Source organism: Modestobacter excelsi, assembly GCF_005930495.1.
Taxonomy (GTDB): domain Bacteria; phylum Actinomycetota; class Actinomycetes; order Mycobacteriales; family Geodermatophilaceae; genus Modestobacter; species Modestobacter excelsi.
In genome coordinates this window covers 1-22,133 of record NZ_SJEX01000048.1, presented here as the reverse complement: position 1 = coordinate 22,133, position 22,133 = coordinate 1, and the positions used below count along the sequence as shown (strand labels likewise).

Genomic DNA, 22,133 nt, shown 5'->3' with positions numbered 1-22,133 from the left:
CCGCTCCGCCGGCCCGGCCGGTCAGGTGGTGGTGAGGTCCCGGGTGGCCGAGCCGGCCGCGGCGAGCAGGTCGTCGCGGGTGGGGTCGGCCAGCACCCGGCCGTCCGGGCGGATCACGATAGGCCGCATGCCGCCGTCGCCACCGGCCTCGGCGAACAGCGTGCGGGCCGCCGCGTCCTCGGCCGGGTCGAGCCACTGGTGCGGGATCCCGTCCTCGGCCAGCTCGGCCTGCAGTCGCTGGCTGGCCGGCCACCGGCGGTCGCCCACCACCCGCAGGCCGCTGGCCTGCCCGATCAGCATCGCCCGGCGGAGCAGGAACGACCGGGTGATGAGGTCGCCCAGCTCGCGGTCGCGGGCCAGCAGCGCCCGCAGCTGCTCCAGGGTGATCACCACGACCTCCCCGGCCTCGGCGGCCACCAGCGAGCGCACCGGCCGCTGACCGGCGAGCTGGTTCAGCCCGCCGAGGAACCGCCCCGGGCCGTTGATCGCGACCACGCGCTTGCCCGGCCCGTCCAGCGGGCCCTCGACGATCGCCACGGACCCGGACAGGATCACGAAGAAGTCGTACTCCGCGGCGCCGGAGCGCAGCAGCACCTGCCCGTGCTCGGTCCGCATCCGCCGGCCGACCCGGGTCAGCGCGGCGAGCTGCGCCGCGGTCAGCCGCGGGCTCGACCCGTCGTCGGGGGTCTCCTCGAACCCGCCGTCGGGCAGCCGGGTGATGCCCGGGAGCTCGACCGACGGGGACAGCGTCACCCCGCGCACGGCCGCCGAGGTGGCCCCTGCCGGCAGCGGCTGGCGGCCGGGGCCGCGCGGGTCGTTGGCCAGCAGCGCGGCGGCGAGCGCGTCCGTGGTCGTCGGCCCCTCGTGCCGCACGCCGTTGACGAAGAAGGTCGGCGTGCCGGACACCCCGCTCGCCTCGGCCGACGCGACGTCCTCACGCACCCGCGGGGCGAACGTCCCGTCGCCGAGCTCGCGGGCGAAGCGGCCGAGGTCCAGCCCCAGGGCGGCCGCGTGGTCGAGCAGCTCCCCGGCCTCCAGCTGGTCCTGGTGGGCGAACAGCCGGTCGTGCATCGCCCAGAAGGCGCCCTGCGCGCCGGCGGCCTCGACGGCCTCGGCGGCCAGCTCGGCGTGCGGGTGGACGTCGGGCAGCGGCAGGTGCCGGAAGACGTAGCGCAGGTCGTCGCCGAACCGGCGGCGCAGCTCGCTGAGGACGCCGGTGGCCCGCCCGCAGAACGGGCACTCCACGTCGCCGAACTCCACCAGCTCCAGCGGGGCGCCGACCGCCCCCCGCACGTGGTCGCGCTCCGGGTCGACCGGCGGGTCCAGCCGGCGGACCGCCGGGGGGCCCTCGGTGGTGTCGCGCCGGCCCAGCACCCGGAACCACAGCGCCCCGAGGACGGCGGCGGTGATCGCGGCCGCGAGGATGCCGACCCGCGCCTCGTCCTGCAGCTCCGGGTCCTCGAAGGCGAGGTCGGTGACGAAGAGGGACACGGTGAAGCCGAGCCCGGACAGCACCGCGCCGCCCCAGACGCTGCGCAGGTCGACCCCCGGCGGCAGCTGGCCGAGCCGGAGCCGGACCGCGGCGGTGGCCGCCACCCCGACGCCGAGGAACTTGCCGGCCACCAGGGCGACGAACACACCGATGGTGACCGGCGAGGTCACCGCCCGGGCCATCAGGTCGGTGCTCAGGTGCACCCCCGCGTTGGCCAGCGCGAACACCGGGACGACGACGTAGCCGCTCCAGGGCACCAGCAGCGCGCCGATCCGCTCGTTCGGCGAGATGGCGCGCTCCACGGAGAGCTTCGCCTGCCGGGCCAGCGTCGGGTCCGGCGACTGGCGGAAGGCCCGGGTCAGCAGCCCGGCGGACTCGACCTCGCTGCGGCGCGGCGGGTACGCGCTGACCAGCAGGCCGAGCACCACCCCACCGATGGTCGGGCTGACGCCGGAGGCCTCCATCGACAGCCACATCACGACCCCGACGGCGAAGTAGAACGGCCCACGCCACACCTGCCACCGGGTGAGCAGGTAGAAGGCGAGGACGCACAGGCCGGCGATGGTCAGCGCCACCAGATCGATCTCCTCGGAGTAGAAGACCGCGATGGCGCTCAGCGCGCCGATGTCGTCGACCACGGACAGCGAGAGCAGGAAGACCCGCAGCTGGGTGGGGCAGCGCGGACCGACCAGCGCCAGGACGCCGAGCAGGAAGGCGGTGTCGGTCGCCATGGCGATGCCCCACCCGTGCGCACCGGGCCCGCCCGCGTTGAACGCCGTGTAGACCAGCGCCGGGACGACGAGCCCGGCGAGCGCGGCGAGGGTGGGCACCGAGAGCCGGTTGCGCTGGGTGAGCTCCCCCATCTGCAGCTCGCGGCGGACCTCCATCCCGACGAGGAAGAAGAAGAAGACCATCAGGCCCTCGTTCACCCAGTGCTGCAGGGACTCGGTGACCCCCTTCGAGCCGAACTGGACGGAGAACTCCGTGTGCCACAGCCGGTCGTAGGAGTCGCCCCACGGCGAGTTCGCCCACACCAGCGCGATGACCGTGGCGACGACGAGCAGGGCGGCACTCGCCGCCTCGGTGGCGATGAAGCGGCGCACCGGGGCGGAGAGCTGGGCGATGAGGTGTCTCGAGCTCGACCGGGTCGTCGTCCGTGCTGAGGTCACCGGCACTTCCTACCGCCCTGATGTGACGACTGGGGAACCCCTCAGCCCAGGACGACGAGCAGGTCACCACCCTCGACCTGCTGGACCGCGCTGATCGCCACCCGGGTCACCGAGCCCGCCCGCGGTGCGGTGATCGCGGCCTCCATCTTCATCGCCTCGATCGTGCCGACCTGGGCCCCGGCCTCCACCTGGTCGCCCTCGGACACCGCGAGGGTGACGACGCCGGCGAACGGCGCGGCCACCTGGCCGGGGTCGCTGCGGTCGGCCTTCTCCGCGGGCTGGACGTCGGCCGAGACGGACCGGTCCCGCACGCTGACCGGCCGCAGCTGGCCGTTCATCGTGCACATCACCGTGCGCATGCCGCGCTCGTCGGCGTCGGAGACCGCCTCGATGCCGATGAGCAGCCGGACGCCGGGCTCGAGGTCGACCGAGTGCTCGGTGCCGGCGCGCAGCCCGTAGAGGAACTCCTTGCTCGGCAGCACCGAGGTGTCGCCGTAGGTCTCCCGGTGCTGCCGGAACTCCTTGGCCGGGCCGGGGAACAGCAGCCGGTTCAGCGTCTCCCGGGGCTGCTTCGCCAGTCCGTCGAGGTCGTCGTCGGTGAGCTCGGCGGGCGGCTCGGCGGGGCGCCGGCCCTCCAGCGCCCTGGACCGGAACGGCTCGGGCCAGCCGCCGGGCGGGTCGCCGAGCTCCCCGCGCAGGAAGCCGACGACGGAGTCGGGCAGGTCGTGCTTGCCGGGGTCGGCGGCGAAGTCGTCCACCGCGACCCCGGCGCCGACCAGCTGCAGCGCCAGGTCACCGACCACCTTCGACGACGGGGTGACCTTGACCAGCCGGCCGAGCAGCCGGTCGGCCGCGGCGTACATCGCCTCGACCTCCTCGAACCGCTGACCCAGGCCGAGGGCGATGGCCTGCTGGCGCAGGTTGGACAGCTGCCCGCCGGGGATCTCGTGGGTGTAGACCCGCCCGGTCGGTGCGGGCAGACCGGACTCGAAGGGTGCGTACACCCGGCGGACGGCCTCCCAGTAGGGCTCCAGGTCGTTGACCGCCGCGAGGTCCAGCCCGGTGGCCCGCTCGGTGTGGTCGGTGGCCGCCACGATGCTGCTCAGCGCGGGCTGGCTGGTGGTGCCGGCCAGGGCCGCGCTGGCGCCGTCCACGGCGTCGACCCCGGCCTGCCAGGCCGCCATCAGGGTGGCCAGCTGCCCGCCGGGGGTGTCGTGGGTGTGCAGGTGCACCGGCAGGTCGAACCGCTCGCGCAGCGCGGTCACCAGGGTCGCGGCGGCGGGTGGGCGGAGCAGCCCAGCCATGTCCTTGATCGCCAGCACGTGCGCGCCGGCCTCGACGATCTGCTCGGCCAGCCGCAGGTGGTAGTCCAGGTCGTAGAGCCGCTCGGCCGGGTCGGATAGGTCGGCGGTGTAGCAGAGCGCGACCTCGGCGACCGCCGTCCCCGTCTCCCGGACCGCGTCGATGGCCGGGCGCATCTGGCTGACGTCGTTGAGCGCGTCGAACACCCGGAAGACGTCGATGCCGGTGCGGGCGGCCTCGGCGACGAACGCCGTCGTCACCTGCTTGGGGTAGGGCGTGTAGCCCACGGTGTTGCGGCCGCGCAGCAGCATCTGCAGGCAGATGTTGGGCACCGCCTCGCGGAGCGCGGCCAGCCGGTCCCAGGGGTCCTCGTGCAGGAATCGCAGCGCGACGTCGTAGGTCGCCCCACCCCACGCCTCGATGCTCAGCAGCTCCGGCGTGGCGCGGGCCACGTGCCCGGCGACCGCCACGAGGTCCTTGCTGCGCACCCGGGTGGCCAGCAGCGACTGGTGGGCGTCCCGGAAGGTCGTGTCGGTGACCGCCAGCGCGGTCTGCGCCCGCAGGTCGGCGGCGAACCGCTCGGGGCCGAGCGTGCGCAGCCGGTCACGGGAGCCGTCGGCCGGTGGGCGGCGCAGGTCGAGCCGCGGCAGCTTCTCGGTCGGGTCGACCAGGTGCGGCCGCTCGCCGTGGGGCCGGTTCACCGTCACGTCGGCCAGGTAGCTGAGCATCTTGGTGCCCCGGTCGGCGGAGGAGCGGGCGGTGAGCAGCTCCGGGCGCTCCTCGATGAACGACGTCGTCACCCGCCCGGCCCGGAAGTCCGGGTCGTCGAGCACCGCCTGCAGGAACGGGATGTTGGTCGAGACCCCGCGGATGCGGAACTCGGCCACCGCCCGCCGCGCCCGGGCCACCGCGAGGTCCCAGGTGCGGCCGCGGCAGGTGAGCTTGACCAGCATCGAGTCGAAGTAGGCGCCCACCTCCGCACCCAGCGTGGCCGCGCCGTCCAGCCGCACACCGGCGCCACCGGGCGAGCGGTAGGCGGTGATCCGGCCGGTGTCCGGGCGGAAGCCGTTGGCCGGGTCCTCGGTGGTGATCCGGGTCTGCAGCGCCGCCCCGCGCAGCACGATCGAGTCCTGGCTCAGCCCCAGGTCGGCCAGCGTCTCCCCCGCCGCGATCCGCAGCTGGGACTGCACCAGGTCGACGTCGGTGACCTCCTCGGTGACCGTGTGCTCGACCTGGATCCGCGGGTTCATCTCGATGAACACGTGCCGGCCCTCGCGGTCGACGAGGAACTCGACCGTGCCGGCGCAGCTGTAGCCGATCTGCCGGGCGAACCGGACGGCGTCGGCGCACATCCGCTCGCGCAGGTCCGGGTCCAGGTTCGGTGCGGGGGCGATCTCGATGACCTTCTGGTGCCGGCGCTGCACCGAGCAGTCCCGCTCGTAGAGGTGGATGACGTCGCCCGCGCCGTCGGCCAGGACCTGCACCTCGATGTGCCGCGGCTCGAGGACCGCCTGCTCCAGGAAGACGGTGGCGTCGCCAAAGGCGGACTCCGCCTCCCGCATCGCCGCCTCGATGGCGCTGCGCAGCTGCGCCCGGTCGGTGACCCGGCGCATGCCGCGCCCCCCACCGCCGGCGACGGCCTTGACGAACACCGGGCCCTCGATGGCGTCGGCGGCGCCCAGCAGGGTGTCGACGTCGTCGCTGGGCTCGGTCCCCTGCAGCACCGGCAGGCCGGCCTCGCGTGCGGCGGCGATCGCCCGGGACTTGTCCCCGGTCAGCTCCAGCACCGTGGCGGACGGGCCGACGAAGGTGATCCCCGCCCGGGCGCACGCCTCGGCCAGTTCCGGGTTCTCCGACAGGAACCCGTAGCCGGGGTAGACCGCGTCCGCACCGGCCCGCTGGGCGGCCCGGACGATCTCGCCGACGTCGAGGTAGGCCCGCACCGGGTGCCCGGGCTCGCCTATCTCGTAGCTCTCGTCGGCCTTGAGCCGGTGCACGGAGTTGCGGTCCTCGTGCGGGAAGACGGCGACCGTCCCGGCACCCAGCTCGTAGGCGGCACGGAACGCGCGGACGGCGATCTCGCCCCGGTTGGCGACCAGCACCTTCTCGAACACGGGGATCCCCTCTCGTGTCAGGTGGCCGCTGGAGCCGCCCTCGTCGGGGCTGACGCTAGCGGCGGGGCGCGGTGGCGCGGTCGCGGGCGGGATCTGTTGTGCACGATGCGTGGTCGCCGGGATCCCGGGTAGCGGGGGAAGGTGACTGCTGACGACGTCTCCTCCGCCCCGGCGCTCGAGGAGGTCGTGCTGGTCATCGGCGCGTCCTCCGGCATCGGTCGCGCCAGCGCCATCGAGTTCGCCAAGCGCGGCGCCTCCCTCGTGCTGGTCTCACGCAGCGCCAGCACGCTGGCCGACGCGGCCGCCGACTGCCGGGCCGCGGGGGCGTCCGCGGTCGAGTGCATGCCCGCCGACGTCCTGGAACCGGACGCCGTGCAGGCGGCCGTCGACCGCGCCACCAGCACGTTCGGCCGGCTCGACGTCGTCGTGCACGCGGCCACCGTGATGGCCTACGGCCGGATCGAGGACGTCCCGCCCGACGTCTTCGAGCGCGTCGTCGACACCGCCGTCCAGGGCACCTTCCACGTCTTCCGGTCCGCGCTGCCGGTGCTGCGGGCCCAGCGGTGCGGGCACGTGGTGGTGGTCAGCTCGCTGCTCGCCTCGATCACCGCGCCGACGATGGGCGCCTACGTCACCGCCAAGTGGGGCCAGCTCGGCCTGATCCGCACCCTGCAGCAGGAGCTGCGCGACCTGCCCGACGTGCACCTCTCCGCGGTGGCCCCGGGCGGCACGACGACGCCCATCTACGACCAGGCCGCCACCGTGCTGGGCAACACCGGCCACCCGCCGCCGCCGGTCTACACCCCGGAGCGGGTCGCCCGGGCGGTCGTCGCCCGGATCGACGACCCCCGCCGGCTCAAGCAGTCCGGCTTCGCCAACCCGCTCATCATCGCGGGGTTCCGGCTGTTCCCGCCGGTGTTCGACGCGCTGGTCGGGCCGCTGCTGAAGGTCTTCGGCATGTCCCGGGACTCGGTGGCGCCGACGACCGGGAACGTGTTCGCGCCGGTCCCGGAGAAGGAAGCGACCCGGGGCCAGTACTTCGGAATCTAGCGGCGCGGCCGATGACGTCCCTGCTCGCGGATGGGCATTGCGTGGGCGGTGTGGTGTCTCCAAGCGGCCGGCTCAGGGCGATCAGGGGGCGGAGGTCCCGGCGCGCCGGGTCGTGCTCCCCTGCTCGGCAGGGTCGGAGGCTCCTAGCGTCGGCGCATGACTCCGAAGCCACTGCGGTGCCGGTTCGGTCTCCACTCCTACGTCCGGCGACACTCGGACGGTGAGCGGCCCTCAGGTCCGGACGACAAAATCTGCCGACGGTGCGGGAAGCGCACGGGCGCCCCGTTCGGGAAGGCGCCGTGGGTCTTTCCCGGGTGACGTCCTCGGCGGCGGCGGAGGAGGCGTCCGTGGCGTCGGACACGACCTCACGCCCAGGCCGCCTCACCGCCGGATGCGACGTCGCGACCGGTCCGGCGGGCCGAGCCCGAGCGTCGCGTACCTCCTCGACCCGGACCTCCGGACAAGACCCCTCTGCACGCCGACACCGGCACGGTGGACGACGGCCCCGCATGGCCACGGCACCGCTCCTACGCTGCCCGGCGTGACCGCTGATCGGCAGGCACGGGCGGAAGACGTGCACGAGCTCGCGCGGGGGCTCCCGCACGTGACCGTCGTCCACGGGGCGAGCGGCAATCCCGTGTACCAGGTGGGTGGGAAGTCGTTCGTCTTCTTCCGCACCCCGCGACCGGACGCCGTGGACGCCGCGACGGGAGAACGGATTCCCGACGTGATCGTCTTCTGGGTCGAGTCCGAAGCCGACAAGCAGGCCCTGGTCCAGGACGAGACGACGCCGTTCTTCACCTCCCCGCACTTCGACGGGCACAACTCGGTGCTGGTGCAGGCGAGCCGGCTCGGCGAGATCACCCGGCGGGAACTGGCCGAACTGGTGCAGGACGCGTGGCTCGCTCAAGCATCCCCCCGCAGGAGGGCCGCCTGGCTGGCGGCGCAGGGCACCACGCCGCTCCCGGACCCGAACCCAACAGACGGCGACCTGCGGGCCACCTCCTGATCGTGCGCTGACCGGGGCCGCGCTCCTCGTAGGGACGGGTCCGACGGCTGCCGAGAGCAGCGGGTGGTCCTGGGACGAGCGTGGCTCAGCAGGCGCTGGACGTCGCGTAGCGGAGGCGCTGGTGGAGCCCGACCGTGCGGCGGAGGGCGTTCGGGCCGATGAGGGTCCGATGCCTGCGACTCGGGCGGTGCGGGCGACGTGACGGTGGACCAATCGTCGGTCCGTCCCTGCGCCGGTGCGGGTGCGCAGTAGTGGTCCAGGACGCTGGTGCGAACAACGTGAGGGGTGGGCCGGGCAACAGCCCATGGCGGCCCACTACGGGACGGTCGACTCGGGCTGACGCCTCCGTCGCCACGGCGGCGACTGCGTCGGTGACTTGGAGGTCAGGTGCCACTGCCCACGGCACTGGGGACAGAGGTAGGCGCCCGTCGGCGCCTTCCGTTGACGTTCACGACTCCACTGCTGGATGCCCCCGAAGCGACCAGCGCAGCGGGTCGGGACGGATAGCGCCTCTTGAGGCAGCCGGGCATCGCGGTGCATCCCTCGATGGAGGATGCTCGGCCGGCTCACATCCAGCCCGGCACCGTGGCGCCACGCCTGACAGCGGGCGGCCGTGCCACTCCCAATGGAGTGCTCCTTCAGAGCCTAGTGCAGCGTTCGGGGCTGTGTCCTTGAGGCCGTCTTCTGGGCCGGGATGTCGGAGGCGGTGCTGGCTCGTACAGCGGTCCCGAACAGTCGCCCCGGACGCGCAGAACTGTCGTACCCCGTACGTATGTTCGACCCATGGCAGCGACGGTCGACGTGGTGGTGGACCTGGTGTGGGAGCACCGTGTCGCTGCGCCGCGGTTGCCGGTGTCCTGGCTGTCGGATGAGGAACGGGCCGCGGAGTTGCAGCGGGTCCAGCAGCGCCGGGCGAGGGACGCCGCCTACGAGGCCGAGCTGATCATGACCATGGCCGCCGCCCGCCCGGCCACGGACGACCCGGCGCCGGGCACGCCTGGTGCCCGCAGGCCCGGCTGGGCCGTGGACGAGGCCTATGGCGGGGCGAGCGAGTTCTTCACCGCGGAGCTGTCGGCGGTGCTCAACGTCGGCCGGGGTACGGCTGCCCACCGGTACGGCCGGGCGTACACCTGGCTGACCAAGCTGCCGGCCACCTTCGCCGCCCGGCAGGCCGGCCAGCTGGACGAGCGGCGGGCCGCGCAGTTGGCCGACGTGCTGCAGCACACCAATCCGGACGTGGCCGGGCGGGTCGAGGCCGCGCTGCTGCCCGAGGCCAGCGACCTGCCGGTGACCCGGTTGAAGGCCCGCGCGGTCGAGGAGATGCTGCGGCTGGACGCCACCGCCGCCGACGAGCGTCGGAAGGACGCGGAGAAGACCGCCGACGTGCACGTCTACCCCTCCGCCACCGACGGCCGGTCCACGATCGCGGCGGACCTGCCCACTGATGAGGCGGTCGAGTGCTTCGACGTCGTCGACCAGCTCGCCAGGATGCTCAAGGCCGACGGCGATCCCCGCCGGATCGGCGCGCTGCGGGCGCACGTGCTGTCCCTGCTGATCCGCCGCCCGGCCGATTCCGGCCTGCCCAGGGTGACCGCCAACCTGACCGTCTCCGCCGACCTGGACGGCCTCGCCGGCGCGGGCAGCACGCCGGGTGAGGTGAACGGGCTGCCGATCACCGCCGCCCACGTCCGCGCACTGCTGGCCCGGGTGGGTGCCCTCGGCCTCACCGCCTCCGAGGGTGGATCGCTGAGGTTCGCGGTCACCGGCCCGGACGGGCAGCTGCTGGCCACCCTCACCCCCGCCGAACTCAGCCGGCTGGCCCGCCGCGGCTGCCCCACCCACCCCGACACCGACTGCGCCTGCCCGGTGACCGGTCCGCCACCGGAGACCGACAGCTACGAGCCCACCGGCCGACAACGGGCGTTCGTCACCGTCCGCGACCGGCGCTGCCGGTTCCCCAACTGCGGCCAGCGGGTCGGCTGGGCCGACCTGGACCACGTCGTCAGCGCCGCCTGCGGCGGGGCGACCGACTGCGCCAACCTGTGCTGCCTGTGCCGCTCCCACCACAGGCTCAAGACCTTCGCCCCCGGATGGCGCTTCGCGATGACGCACGACGGGGTGCTCACCGTGACCACCCCCTCCGGCGTCACCCGCAGCACCCGACCGCCCGGCATGCGACCGCCGCCTCCCGGACCGCCGCCACCCGCCGACGAACCACCGCCGTTCTAGCCAACGCGGCCTCGATCGGACGCCGAGGGAGGATGGGCCGTGTGACCGACGTGCGCACCGGGTTCTCCGCCGAGGTCTCACAGGCCACCCGCCGGTTGGCCGGTGTCGCCGAGCGGACGCCGCTGCAGCGCAACGCCCGGCTGTCCGAGCTCACCGGCGCCGCCGTCTGGGTCAAGCGCGAGGACCTGCAGGTGGGCCGGTCGTACAAGGTCCGCGGCGCCTACAACACCATCAGCAGGCTGGACGCCGCCGGCCGTGCTGCCGGGGCGGTGACCGCCAGCGCCGGCAACCACGGCCAGGGTGTGGCCTACGCCTGCCGGGTGCTCGGTGTCCGCGGCAAGGTGTTCGTGCCCGGCACCACGCCGCGGCAGAAACGCCAGCGGATCGCCGCACTCGGCGGGGACATGGTCGAGCTCGTCGTCCTCGGCGACACCTACGACGACGCGGCGTCGGCGGCAGCTGCGCACGCCCTCACCACCGGCGCGACGCTGGTGCCCGCCTTCGACGCCGCCTCCACGGTCGCCGGGCAGGCCACCGTCGTGGTCGAGGTGCTCGAGCAGCTGGGCAGCGCGCCGGACGTCGTCGTCCTCCCCGTCGGCGGCGGCGGGCTGCTCGCCGGCTGCGCCACCTGGCTGCGGGACAACGCACCCGGCGTCCGGGTGGTCGGCGTGGAGCCGGCCGGCGCCGCCGGGATGGCCGCGGCCCTGGCCGCCGGGCACCCGGTGCAGCTCGCCGAGATGGACACCTTCGTCGACGGTGCCGCCGTGCGCCGGGTCGGCGACGTCACCTTCCCTCTGGTGCGCGACGCCGGCTGCGAGCTGGTGACCGTGCCCGAGGGGCAGATCTGCACCGAGATGCTGGACCTCTACCAGGTCGACGGGGTGATCGCCGAGCCGGCGGGCGCCCTGGCGAGTGCTGCGCTGACCGGCGGCCGGGTCACCGTCGAACCCGGTCAGACGGTGGTGAGCCTGCTGTCGGGTGGCAACAACGACGTCAGCCGGTACGCCGAGGTCGTCGAGCGCTCACTGGTCCACCGCGGGCTCAAGCACTACTTCCTGGTCGAGTTCCCGCAGGAACCCGGGGCGCTGCGCCGGTTCCTCGACGAGGTGCTGGGTCCGGACGACGACATCGTGCTGTTCGAGTACGTCAAGCGCGACAACCGCGAGACCGGCGCGGCGCTCACCGGGATCGAGCTGGGCAGCGTGGACGGGCTGGCCCCGCTGATGGCCCGGATCGAGGCCGGTCCGCTGAAGATCCAGCACCTCGCCCCCGGGACGACCGCCTACCGCTTCCTCGTGTAGTCGCTCTCACGGCCCCCGTGCAGGGGCGCGCCGCGAGCGTGCGAGTGGCGGGGGGCAAGGGGGTCCTTCGACTAGCGGGCATACCGCACGGCGGCGCGGGCGCGGGCCTGCGCGGCCAGCACCTCGCGGTCCTTGGGCGGCGCGGTGGTGACCAGGTCGGCGAGCAGGTGCTCGGTCGCGTGCGCGATCTCCTCGACGGCCCGGTCGAACGCGGCCTGGTTCGCCTGCGACGGCTTCGCCGTCCCGCTCACCTTGCGGACGTACTGCAGCGCGGCCGCCCGCACCTCGTCCGACGTCGTCGCGGGCGCCAGGTTGTGCAGCACGTGGATGTTCCGGCACATGCGGCCAGCCTAGGGGCCATGTTGGCCAACATGGCCCCGGAGGGCGGCGCCTCAGCGGGCCAGCGCGAACCCGCCGCCGGCGACCGTCGTCCGGTCGGTGCCGCCCTTGGCGAGCGCCCGGCTGATCACCAGCCGCTGGATCTGGTTGGTGCCCTCGAAGATCTGCATGACCTTCGCCTCGCGCATGTACCGCTCGACCGGGAAGTCCCGCGTGTAGCCGTAGCCGCCGAAGACCTGGACGGCGTCGGTGGTCACCTTCATCGCGTTGTCGGTGGCCACCAGCTTGGCGATGGACGCCTGCTGCGAGTACGGCTGGCCGGCGTCCCGCAGCCGGGCCGCGGCCAGGTACATCGCCCGGGAGGTCTCCACGGCGGCCGCCATGTCGGCGAGCAGGAAGCCCAGCCCCTGGTGCTCGATGATCGGGACGCCGAAGGTCTCCCGCTCCCTGGCGTAGGCGACCGCGTCGTCCAGCGCGCCCTGGGCGAGGCCGGTGGCGACGGCGGCGATGCCGAGCCGACCGGCGTCCAGCCCGGACAGCGCGATCGGCAGCCCCTCGCCCTCGGCGCCGAGCAGCCGGTCGGCGTCGATCCGGACGTCCTCGAAGCGCATGGTGGCCGTGGTCGAGCCGGTGAGCCCCATCTTGCGCTCGGCCGGGTCCGCGGAGAGCCCGGCGGCGTCGGCCGGCACCAGGAAGCACGAGATGCCGCGCGACCGGTCGTCGGAGGTGCGGGCCATGACCTTGTAGAAGTCGGCCTGCCCGCCGTGCGTCGTCCAGGCCTTGTCGCCGGAGAGCACGTAGGAGTCGCCGTCGGAGACCGCCCGGGCGCGCATCGCCGCCGGGTCCGAGCCGGCGTGCGGCTCGGAGAGGCAGTAGGCGCCGAGCAGCTCGCCGCCGAGCATGTCCGGCAGCCAGCGCTGCTGCTGCTCGGCGGTGCCGCGGGTGGCCAGCCCGAAGCAGGAGAGCCCGTGCACGCTCACGCCCACCCCGACGCTGGCCCACACCGCGGCGATCTCCTCCAGCACCTGGAGGTAGACCTCGTACGGCTGACCGCCGCCGCCGACGTCCTCGCCGTAGGGCAGGCCGAGCAGCCCGGCCCGGCCCAGCGTGCGGAACACGTCGCGCGGGAAGGCCTCCTCGGCCTCTGCCTGGACGACGCGCGGCGCGAGCTCCTCGCGGGCCAGCTGCCGGGTGAGGTCGAGCAGGTCGGCCGCCTCCTGCGAGGGGACCAGACGAGAGACGGGCACAGCGCACCTCCGGGGCTCCGGGACGGCGCCGTCCCGGACTGGTGTCAGTACTGAGGGACTGTACGCAGTACTGCGACGCCGCGCCTTGTTACTGTCCGGAACCGAGGAGGAGGCCCGATGACGTCACTGGACACGCGGTCCACCCGCACCCAGGCGCGCCGCGAGGAGCTCCTCGACGAGCTGGTCACCCTGGTGCTGGCCGAGGGGTTCGGCGCGTTCACCCTCGACGACCTCGCCCGGCGGCTGCGCTGCTCCAAGAGCACCCTCTACGCCCTGGCGGCGAGCAAGGAACAGCTGGTCGTCGCCGTGGTGAAGCGCTTCTTCCAGCGGGCGACCGTCGCCGTCGAGGAGCGGGCCGCCGTCCCGGCCGACCACCGCGAGCAGCTCAGCGCCTACCTGCTGGCCGTCGCCGAGCAGCTGCAGCCGGCCTCGCCGGCCTTCTTCGCCGACGTCGCCGCGTTCCCGCCGGCCCGGGAGATCTACGAGCGCAACACCCGCTCGGCGGCGGCCCGGGTGCAGCGGCTGGTGACCGACGGTGTCGCCGCCGGGACCATCCGACCGGTGCACGCCTCGTTCGTCGGCGCGGCGGTCGCCGCGGTGATGGACGCCATCCACCGGGGCGGGATCACCGCCGCCACCGGCTTGGACGACGCCGCGGCCTACCGGGAGCTCGCGGACCTCGTCGTCGCCGGCACCGCCCCGCGACAGGGGGGAGCGGCTGGGTAAGGTGAGCCTTACCAGCCCGCCGTACCCAGGAGCCGCACGTGGCGCAGCGCACGGCCACCCGGCCCCCTGCGGATGCCCGGGCTCCCCGCGGCGGCCTGCTGCGCGGCGCCGCGGCCCGCACGCTCGGGCTCTGGCTGCTGCTGGCCCTCACCGTGGCGGTGTGCGCCCTGAGCATCGCCGTCGGCACCCGCTCGATCGGCCTCGGCACGGTCTGGCACGCTCTCCTCGACGGCAGCACGCCGGGCGACGAGACGGTCATCGTCCGCCAGCTCCGGGTGCCCCGAACCCTCCTCGGCCTGCTCGCCGGGCTGTCGCTGGGCATCGCCGGGGCGCTCATGCAGGGTCACACCCGCAACCCGCTCGGTGACCCGGGCCTGCTCGGCGTGACCGCCGGCGCCTCGTTCGCCGTGGTGCTGTCCATCTGGCTGTTCGGCGTCTCCACCGCCTCGGGCTACATCTGGTTCGCCTTCGCCGGCGCGCTCCTGGGCAGCGTCGCGGTCTACCTGATCGGTTCCTCCGGCCGCGGCGGGGCGACGCCGGTGAGCCTGGCGCTTGCCGGGTCGGCGCTCAGCTTCCTGCTGTACGCGCTGGTCCAGGCGATCACCATCCGCGAGACGACGGCGCTGGACGCCTTCCGCTTCTGGGTCGTCGGGGCACTCGCCGGCCGGGACGCCGACGTCGTCGCCCAAATCGCGCCGTTCGTCGTCGTCGGCCTGGTCCTGGCGATGGTCAACGCCCCGGCCCTGAACCTGCTGGGCCTCGGTGAGGACGTCGCCCGGGGGCTCGGCACCCGGATCTGGCTGGCCCGCGGGACCGGCCTGCTCGCCATCACCCTGCTGACCGGCGCGGCCACCGCAGGCTGCGGCCCGATCGCCTTCGTGGGGCTCGTCGTGCCGCACGTCGCGCGGGCCGTCACCGGTCCCGACCACCGCTGGCTGGTCCCGTACTCCGGGCTGCTCGGCGTGGTGCTCCTGCTGCTCGCCGACGTGCTCGGCCGGGTGGTCGCCCGCCCCGGTGAGCTGCAGGTCGGCATCGTGCTCGCCGTGGTCGGCGCACCGTTCTTCATCGCCCTGGTGCGCCGCCGCAGGCTGGCGACGTTGTGACCGCGGTGGCGCCCACACGCGCTCCTGCGGCGGGCCCGGACCCGCGGCGCACCCTCCGGATCGGCCGGCTCTCGACCGCCTACCGGCGCCGCCAGCTCGCCGTCCCGCTGCTGGTCCTCCTCGTGCTCGTGCTGACCGCCGCGGTCAGCCTCGGCCGCGGCGACTACCCGATCAGCGTGCTCGACGTGCTCCGGGTGCTGGTCGGCGCGGGCGACGACACCCAGCGGTTCATCGTCCTCGAGCTGCGCGCTCCCCGGACCACCGTCGCCGTGCTGGTCGGGACGGCGCTGGGGCTCTCCGGGGCGCTCATCCAGACCTTCGCCCGCAACCCGCTGGCCAGCCCCGACGTCCTCGGGGTGACCGGCGGTGCCGCGGTCGGCGCGGTCGCGGTGATCGTGCTCGGCGGGGCGACGACCGCCGGCCGGCTGCTCGGCGGGCTCGGCCTGGCCGCCGCCGCCCTCGCCGGTGGCCTGCTCATGGCGCTGCTGGTGTTCGGCCTGGCCTGGAACCAGGGCCTCGACGGCTACCGGCTGGTGCTGGTCGGCATCGGGCTGTCCGCGATGGCGCTGGCGGTGGTCCGCTACCTGCTCACCCGCAGCACCATCCAGGACGCCGCGGTCGCCAACGTGTGGATCACCGGCTCGCTCAACGGCCGCGGCTGGGACCAGGCGCTGCCGCTGGCCGTCGCGCTGCTGGTCCTGCTGCCCGTCTCCCTCGCACTCAGCCGGGTCCTCGGGGCGCTGCAGTTCGGTGACGACACCGCGCGGGGCCTGGGTGTGCGGGTGCCGCTGGCGCAGGCGGTCACCGTGGTGGTCGCGGTCGCGCTGGCCGCCTTCGCGGTGTCCGCGGCCGGGCCGGTCCAGTTCGTCGCCCTCGTCGTCCCGCAGATCGCCGTCCGGCTGACCGGTGGCTCGCGGCCGCCGCTGCTGGCCGCCGGGCTGCTGGGTGCCCTGCTCGTCGTGGCCAGCGACCTGGTGGCCCGCACGGTGCTGCCCGAGTCGTTCCCCGTCGGCGTGGTCACCTCCGTGGTCGGCGCCCCCTACCTGCTCTGGCTCCTGGTGCGCGGAAGGCGGCTGGCCACCCTGTGACCGCTCTCGAGAGCCCTTCAGCGACCGCGAGGGTGCGGCTGGCCGCCGACGGTGTGCGGCTCGCCTACGGCGACAAGGTCGTGGTGTCCGACCTGGACCTGCAGCTCACCGACGGGTCGTTCACCGCGATCGTCGGCCCGAACGGCTGCGGCAAGTCCACCCTGCTGCGCGCGCTCGGCCGGCTGCTGCGCCCGACCGCGGGCGCCGTGCTGCTCGACGGCCGGGCGATCACGTCGACGCCGACCAAGGAGGTCGCGAAGGTCCTCGGCCTGCTGCCCCAGACGCCGCTGGCACCCGAAGGGCTCACCGTGGCCGACCTGGTCGCCCGCGGCCGGCACCCGCACCAGAGCTGGCTGCGGCAGTGGTCCTCCGACGACGAGGCCGTCGTCACCGAGGCGCTGACCTGGACCGACATGGTCGAGCTCGCCGACTCACCGGTCGACGCGCTCTCCGGCGGCCAGCGGCAGCGGGCCTGGATCTCGATGGCCCTCGCCCAGGGCACCGACCTGCTGCTGCTGGACGAACCGACGACCTACCTCGACCTCGCCCACCAGGTCGACGTCCTCGAGCTGGTCGGCCGGCTGCACACCGAGCGCGGCCGCACCGTCGTCGTCGTCCTGCACGACCTCAACCTCGCCGCCCGCTACGCCGAGCGCCTGGTCGCGATGAAGGACGGCGTCCTCGTCGCCTCCGGCACCCCTGAGGAGGTGCTCACCGAGCAGCTGCTCGCCGAGGTGTTCGAGCTGGAGGCCCGGGTCGTGCCCGACCCGGTCACCGGCACCCCGATGGTCGTCCCGGTCCGCCGGCTGCGCAGACGACCCGGGTGACGTGCTGGAACGGCCACCCTTCAGGGGCCCACGCCGAGCGTGCGAGGCGTGGGGGGAAGGGTGGTCCTTCTAGTAGGTGAAGGCACCGACGGCGGAGCGCAGGTCCGAGGCCATCCGGGACAGCTCGTCCACCGCCTGCCGGGTCTGCCCCAGCGCCTGGGTGGTCGAGGACGCCGCCGTGGACACCCCGGTGATGTTCACGGCGATCTCGGTCGACCCACCCGCAGCCTCCTGCACCGACCGGGACATCTCATTCGTCGTCGCCGTCTGCTCCTCCACCGCACTGGCGATGGTCAACTGGAAGTCGTTGATCGACCCGATGATCTCCGAGATCCGGCCGATCGCCGAGACCGCACCCGAGGTGTCACCCTGGATCGCCTCCACCCGCCGGGCGATGTCCTCCGTCGCCCGCGCCGTCTCCTGCGCCAGCTCCTTCACCTCGTTGGCCACCACCGCGAACCCCTTCCCGGCCTCCCCCGCCCGCGCCGCCTCGATGGTGGCGTTGAGCGCCAGCAGGTTGGTCTGCTCCGCGATCGAGGTGATGGTCTTGACCACGGCGCCGATCTCCTGCGACGACGTGCCCAGCTGGGTGATCGTCGCCGTCGTGGCCTCCGCCTCGCCGACCGCCTGTGCCGCGACCCGGGCCGCCTCGTTGGCGTTCTGGCTGATCTCCCGGATCGAGGCACCCATCTGCTCCGCACCCGCCGCCACCGTCGCCACGTTGCGGGACACCTCCTCCGCTGCGGTGGACACCACACCGGACTGCGCGGAGGTCTCCTCCGCCGACGCCGAGATCTGCGCGGAGGACGCCGACAGCTCCTCCGACGCCGCGGCGACGGCGTCCGAGGAGGCAGCGACGCCGGCCAGCACGGTCCGCAGGTGCGCCTGGGCGCGGGCCAGCGAGGCCGCCATCCGGCCGAGCTCGTCGGTGCAGCGCACCTCGGGCTGCACGGTGAGGTCGCCGCGGGCCATCGCCTCGATGGTCCGGCCCACGCTGGCGACCGTCCCGGTGATCTGCCGGATCAGCCAGATCGCGAGCGCCCCGGCCACCAGCAGGCTCAGCGCCAGGACCACCCACAGCAGCCGGGTGGCGCTGGCGGCGTCCGCGTTGCCGGCGTCGTTGACCGCCGCGGCGCCGGCGGTCTGCGCGTCGAGCTCGGTCTGCAGGTCGTCCATCAGCACGTCGGTCGCGTCCTGCAGGGCGCCGGTCAGGACGCCGCCGACCACGGCGTCGGCCTGGGAGGCGGCGGCGCTCGCGCCGGCGGCCGTGGCCAGCGCGCTCCGGGAGGTGCCGGCCAGCGCCGCAGCCGCGGCGGTGTCCGCGGCAGTCGCCGCGTCGGCCGCGGGGACGAGCTGGCCGGTGGCGACGGCGTACCAGGCGTCCAGGTCGCCGGTGAGCGTCGCGAAGGCCGCCGGCGAGGTGGCCAGCGGCTCGTAGCCGTTGAGCTGCGACTGCAGCGTGGCCTGCCGCTCGGCCAGCTCGGTGACGAGGGCCTGCCGGCCGGCGGCGTCCACCTGCGGGTAGGTGATGTAGCGCGCCCGGTCGCCCTGGAAGGAGCGCTGGATGCCGCTCAGCTCGGTGAGCGGCTGCACGCTCTCGGCGTACAGGACGTCCTGCTGGTCGCTGAGGTCCCCCATCCGCACCGTCGCCAGCGTGGTCAGCCCGACGGCGACCAGCCCCAGCACGCCCACCGTCGCGCCGATCTTGACCCCGACCGGGCGGTCGGCTGCCCAGCGGAGCCCGGAGCCGGTGCGCACGGCGTCGTCCGTCGCGGGGGAGGACTGGTCACGGGTCATGGTCGGGCTCCTCAGGGGTGGACGAGAACTGGCGGTTCTCGGATCCCCCATCGGCAGTCCACGGGCGATGTGGAGCTGCACACCTCCGCGCGCCCCTCCCGCCCCACCGGCACCAGCCGGTGGGGCGGTCAGTCGCGCGGGTCCTGCGGCCGCCCGGCCGGGACGTCGTCCCGGGCGTGAACCGGGTCCTCCTCCGGCAGCGGCTGTGCCCGGTTCGGGTCGACGGCCGTCGGCTCGACCACCAGCTGGAAGTCCTCGCCGTGCCGGGTGATGCCGTCGACGACGGCCTGCTCGACCGCCTCGTTGGCGTAGGCCCGGCGCAGCACCGCGGGGTCGGAGCGGAGGTCCTTGGCCAGGGCGACGGCCATGCCCACCATCACCAGCGCGAACGGCAGCGCGGCGATGATCGTCAGGTTCTGCAGCCCGGTGAGGGCGTCGTCCCCGCCGACCAGCAGCATGATCGCCGCGACCGCACCCATCACGACGCCCCAGAAGACGACGACCCCGCGGCTCGGCGACAAGGTGCCCCGCTCGGACAGCGAGCCCATCACGATCGAGGCGGCGTCGGCACCGGAGACGAAGAAGATCGCCACGAGCACCATGACGAGCACCGTCATCGCCGTGGCCAGCGGGTACTGCTGGAGCACGCCGAACAGCTGCCCCTCGCTCGTCGCCTGGCCCGCGACGTCGGCGCCGTCCCGCTGGGCGGCGATGCCGGCCCCGCCGAAGACCGCGAACCAGACCAGGCTGACCACGCTGGGCACCAGCAGCACGCCGGTGACGAACTGCCGGATGGTCCGGCCACGGCTGATCCGGGCGATGAACAGCCCGACGAACGGCGTCCAGCTGATCCACCAGGCCCAGTAGAAGACCGTCCACCCGCGCAGCCAGGTCGCCATCGCGTCCCCGCCGGAGGCCTCGGTGCGGCCGGCCATCTCGCCCAGGTCGGAGAAGTAGGCGCCGATGGCCTCGGGCAGCAGGTTGAGGATGAACACCGTCGGCCCGGCGACGAAGACGAACACCGCGAGCACGACCGCCAGCACCATGTTGGTGTTGGACAACCACTGGATCCCCTTGGCGACGCCGGAGACGGCGGAGGCGACGAACGCCGCGGTGAGCACCGCGATGATCGCGACCAGCACACCGTTGCCGACGCTGCCGGCCCAGCCGAGGATCTCCATGCCGCTGCCGATCTGCAGGGCGCCCAGGCCCAGCGAGGCGGCGGAGCCGAACAGGGTGGCGAAGATCGCCAGGACGTCGATGACCCGGCCGGCCGGGCCCTCCGCGCGGCGACGGCCGATGAGCGGGAGGAACGCGGCGCTGATCAGCTGGCGGCGGCCGCGGCGGAAGGTGCCGTAGGCGATCGCCAGCCCGACGACGGCGTAGATCGCCCACGGGTGCAGCGTCCAGTGGAAGAGCGTGGTGGCCATCGCCGTCCGGGCGGCCTCCGGCGTCGAGCCGTCGACCGTGCCCGGGGGCGGTGACACGTAGTGGGACAGCGGCTCGCTGACGCCGTAGAACATCAGCCCGATGCCCATGCCGGCGCTGAACATCATGGCGATCCACGAGATCGTCCGGAACTCCGGCTCCTCGCCGTCCCGGCCCAGCGGGATGCGCCCGTAGCGGCTCGCAGCCAGCCAGAGGACGAAGACGACGAACCCCGAGGCGAGGACCACGAACAGCCAGCCCAGGTTGGTCTCGATCCAGGTCAGCGCGCTGCCGCTGGCGCTGCCGAGTCCGCTGGGGGTCAGGAAGCCCCAGGCGACGAAGGCGAGCGCGATGACCGCCGCGACGCCGAAGACGACGACGTCCAGCCGGCCGGTCCCCTCGGCGGCCGAGGTGGGCGGGTGGGCCAGCGCGGGGTGGACCCCGCCGCCGTGATGACGCTTGCTCATCGGGCCGCGGTGCCCGCGGCCGGGTGGTGCAGAGGATGTGCTCACAGTCGTGTGGCGGCCCGCAGGTCGGGCGCCTCCCCTTCCGTTCGTCATGCGTGGCGTCGGGCGCCGTCCGCGGGCTGAGACGACGCCCGAAGACCACCGTGCGCCCGGTCGGCGGGCACCGCAAACCGGAGATGATCACAAGTCCATGACTGTCAGTCACCGCAGGCCGCCACCCCGGCGCGGCCCTGCCGGGGCCAGCGGGCACACTGGAGGCCGATGGACGACATCCTCGACTGGCTGCGCGGGCCGGGCCTCGAAGCGCTCCTGATCATCCTCGGCGCGGTGCTGCTCGCCCGGTTCGTGAGCTGGCTCGGCCGGCGGATCACCGACCGGATCGACGCCACCGCGACCGGCTCGGACGCGCTGGTGCGGTCCGAGGCGGCCAAGCACCGGCACTCGCTGACCCAGGTGCTGACCTGGGCGGCGATCGTGATGATCTGGTCGGTCACCATCTTCTTCGTGCTGGAGCGGCTGGGCGTGCCGGTCACCGGCCTGGTCGCGCCGGCCACCGTGCTGGGTGTGGGTCTGGGGTTCGGCGCGCAGCGGATCGTCGGCGACGTGCTCGCCGGCTTCTTCCTGATCACCGAGCGGCAGTACGGCTTCGGTGACGTCGTCGCCATCCAGGTGGTCGGCGGTGGCGACCCCGCAGAAGGCACAGTGGAGGACGTCAACCTGCGGATCACCCGGCTGCGCTCGGTCAACGGTGAGGTCGTGATCGTCCCCAACGGGCAGATCGTCAAGGTGGTCAACCTGTCCCGCGACTGGGCCCGTGCCGTGGTCGACGTCCCGGTGCCGGCGACGACCGACGTCACCCGCGTCCAGGCGGTGCTCCGCGACGTCGGCAAGCGCGCCTTCGACGACGAGCGGCTGCACCGGCTGCTGCTCGACCCGCCCAGCGTGATGGGCGTGGAGAGCCTGGCGCTGGACGAGGTCAACCTGCGGATCGTCGCCCGGACCCTGCCGGGCAAGCAGTTCGAGGTCGGGCGGGACCTGCGCGCCCGGGTGGCGCTGGCGCTGTCCCGCGAGGGCGTGTCGCTGCGCGCCACGGCCGCCCAGGACGACGACGTGCAGGACGAGGCGCTCGCCGAGGACCGGGCACGCAGTGGAGGTGGCGCATGACCAGGCCCTCGCCGGACGAGCACCCCACGACGGTGCTGCCGCAGCCCACGCTCGAGCAGCCGACGGTCGTCACCGCGCCGGCCACCCGCCGCGCACGGGTGTGGCAGCACATCCCGTCCCGGGTCGGCCGCGCCCGCACCTCGACGCTGGTGATCGGCTGCCTGTTCGTGCTGCTCCTGGGCGTCAACGCGGCGCTGCCGCGGGACGCCGGCGGCACGGTCCCGGTGACCACCTCGGACGGGCGCACCGTCCAGGTGCCCCGGTCCTACGTGCCCGACGAC

Annotated in this window: 16 protein-coding genes; 10 read left to right on the top strand and 6 right to left on the bottom strand. The window is 74.0% G+C overall.

What is annotated here, in order from left to right; genetic code table 11:
* Positions 1–21: 21 nt before the first annotated feature.
* Both nhaA and FHL80_RS15735 read right to left on the bottom strand, forming a co-directional pair.
* Positions 22–2,661 (bottom strand): Na+/H+ antiporter NhaA, encoded by a 2,640-nt coding sequence (gene nhaA / locus FHL80_RS15740; RefSeq protein WP_138734336.1) that lies wholly within the window; start codon positions 2,659–2,661, stop codon positions 22–24.
* A gap of 41 nt (positions 2,662–2,702) precedes the next feature.
* Positions 2,703–6,077 (bottom strand): pyruvate carboxylase, encoded by a 3,375-nt coding sequence (locus FHL80_RS15735; RefSeq protein WP_138734335.1) that lies wholly within the window; start codon positions 6,075–6,077, stop codon positions 2,703–2,705.
* A gap of 141 nt (positions 6,078–6,218) precedes the next feature.
* Here FHL80_RS15735 and FHL80_RS15730 point away from each other — a divergent pair, with 141 nt between their 5' ends.
* The 4 genes from FHL80_RS15730 (at position 6,219) to ilvA (ending at position 11,666) form a co-directional block, all read left to right on the top strand.
* Positions 6,219–7,127: an SDR family NAD(P)-dependent oxidoreductase gene (locus FHL80_RS15730; protein WP_138734334.1), complete on the top strand. Its 909-nt coding sequence runs from the start codon at positions 6,219–6,221 to the stop codon at positions 7,125–7,127.
* Positions 7,128–7,668: 541 nt separating this feature from the next.
* A complete protein-coding gene (locus FHL80_RS15725) occupies positions 7,669–8,136 on the top strand; it encodes an MmcQ/YjbR family DNA-binding protein (RefSeq protein ID WP_216870770.1) in 468 nt (155 codons plus the stop codon).
* A 783-nt stretch (positions 8,137–8,919) separates the two neighbouring features.
* Entirely contained in the window at positions 8,920–10,365 is a 1,446-nt protein-coding gene (locus FHL80_RS15720) for an HNH endonuclease signature motif containing protein (RefSeq protein WP_138734332.1), read from the top strand.
* Positions 10,366–10,406: 41 nt separating this feature from the next.
* Positions 10,407–11,666 carry a threonine ammonia-lyase IlvA gene (ilvA, locus tag FHL80_RS15715; protein ID WP_216870769.1) on the top strand — a complete coding sequence of 420 codons (1,260 nt, stop codon included), beginning with the start codon at positions 10,407–10,409 and terminating at the stop codon, positions 11,664–11,666.
* A gap of 71 nt (positions 11,667–11,737) precedes the next feature.
* Here the strand turns inward: ilvA and FHL80_RS15710 are convergent, their stop codons facing one another.
* Positions 11,738–12,007 (bottom strand): DUF2277 domain-containing protein, encoded by a 270-nt coding sequence (locus FHL80_RS15710; protein WP_138734330.1) that lies wholly within the window; start codon positions 12,005–12,007, stop codon positions 11,738–11,740.
* Positions 12,008–12,058: 51 nt separating this feature from the next.
* Positions 12,059–13,252, bottom strand: coding sequence for an acyl-CoA dehydrogenase family protein (locus FHL80_RS15705; RefSeq protein ID WP_138734329.1), 1,194 nt, complete (start codon positions 13,250–13,252; stop codon positions 12,059–12,061).
* A 117-nt stretch (positions 13,253–13,369) separates the two neighbouring features.
* Here FHL80_RS15705 and FHL80_RS15700 point away from each other — a divergent pair, with 117 nt between their 5' ends.
* The 4 genes from FHL80_RS15700 to FHL80_RS15685 are packed head-to-tail and all read left to right on the top strand — an operon-like array spanning position 13,370 to position 16,996.
* Positions 13,370–13,978: a TetR/AcrR family transcriptional regulator gene (locus FHL80_RS15700; protein WP_138734328.1), complete on the top strand. Its 609-nt coding sequence runs from the start codon at positions 13,370–13,372 to the stop codon at positions 13,976–13,978.
* 38 nt (positions 13,979–14,016) lie between these two features.
* Positions 14,017–15,081 (top strand): FecCD family ABC transporter permease, encoded by a 1,065-nt coding sequence (locus FHL80_RS15695; RefSeq protein ID WP_138734327.1) that lies wholly within the window; start codon positions 14,017–14,019, stop codon positions 15,079–15,081.
* 5 nt (positions 15,082–15,086) lie between these two features.
* A complete protein-coding gene (locus tag FHL80_RS15690) occupies positions 15,087–16,169 on the top strand; it encodes a FecCD family ABC transporter permease (RefSeq protein WP_138734326.1) in 1,083 nt (360 codons plus the stop codon).
* Between the two features lie 32 nt (positions 16,170–16,201).
* Positions 16,202–16,996, top strand: a complete 795-nt coding sequence (locus tag FHL80_RS15685) for an ABC transporter ATP-binding protein (protein WP_246078715.1) — start codon at positions 16,202–16,204, stop codon at positions 16,994–16,996.
* A gap of 69 nt (positions 16,997–17,065) precedes the next feature.
* Here FHL80_RS15685 and FHL80_RS15680 read toward each other — a convergent pair whose 3' ends face one another.
* Together FHL80_RS15680 and FHL80_RS15675 are read right to left on the bottom strand one after the other, a co-directional pair.
* Positions 17,066–18,793: a methyl-accepting chemotaxis protein gene (locus FHL80_RS15680; protein ID WP_138734324.1), complete on the bottom strand. Its 1,728-nt coding sequence runs from the start codon at positions 18,791–18,793 to the stop codon at positions 17,066–17,068.
* A 128-nt stretch (positions 18,794–18,921) separates the two neighbouring features.
* Positions 18,922–20,688, bottom strand: a complete 1,767-nt coding sequence (locus FHL80_RS15675; RefSeq protein WP_138734323.1) for a BCCT family transporter — start codon at positions 20,686–20,688, stop codon at positions 18,922–18,924.
* 261 nt (positions 20,689–20,949) lie between these two features.
* On the opposite strand from FHL80_RS15675, the gene FHL80_RS15670 reads away from it, so the two are divergent.
* On the top strand, positions 20,950–21,852 hold the full coding sequence (locus FHL80_RS15670; protein WP_138734322.1) for a mechanosensitive ion channel family protein: 903 nt from the start codon (positions 20,950–20,952) through the stop codon (positions 21,850–21,852).
* A partial coding sequence (locus FHL80_RS15665; protein ID WP_138734321.1) for a hypothetical protein occupies positions 21,849–22,133 on the top strand: 285 nt, incomplete at its 3' end. The genes FHL80_RS15670 and FHL80_RS15665, both read left to right, overlap by 4 nt.

Excerpts from the sequence above, each read along its gene's own strand:
- FHL80_RS15720 (WP_138734332.1), top strand. The coding sequence starts at position 8,920 with ATGGCAGCGACGGTCGACGTGGTGGTGGACCTGGTGTGGGAGCACCGT.
- FHL80_RS15710 (WP_138734330.1), bottom strand. The coding sequence starts at position 12,007 with ATGTGCCGGAACATCCACGTGCTGCACAACCTGGCGCCCGCGACGACG.
- FHL80_RS15700 (WP_138734328.1), top strand. The coding sequence starts at position 13,370 with ATGACGTCACTGGACACGCGGTCCACCCGCACCCAGGCGCGCCGCGAG.
- FHL80_RS15680 (WP_138734324.1), bottom strand. The coding sequence starts at position 18,793 with ATGACCCGTGACCAGTCCTCCCCCGCGACGGACGACGCCGTGCGCACC.
- FHL80_RS15675 (WP_138734323.1), bottom strand. The coding sequence starts at position 20,688 with ATGAGCAAGCGTCATCACGGCGGCGGGGTCCACCCCGCGCTGGCCCAC.
- FHL80_RS15670 (WP_138734322.1), top strand. The coding sequence starts at position 20,950 with ATGGACGACATCCTCGACTGGCTGCGCGGGCCGGGCCTCGAAGCGCTC.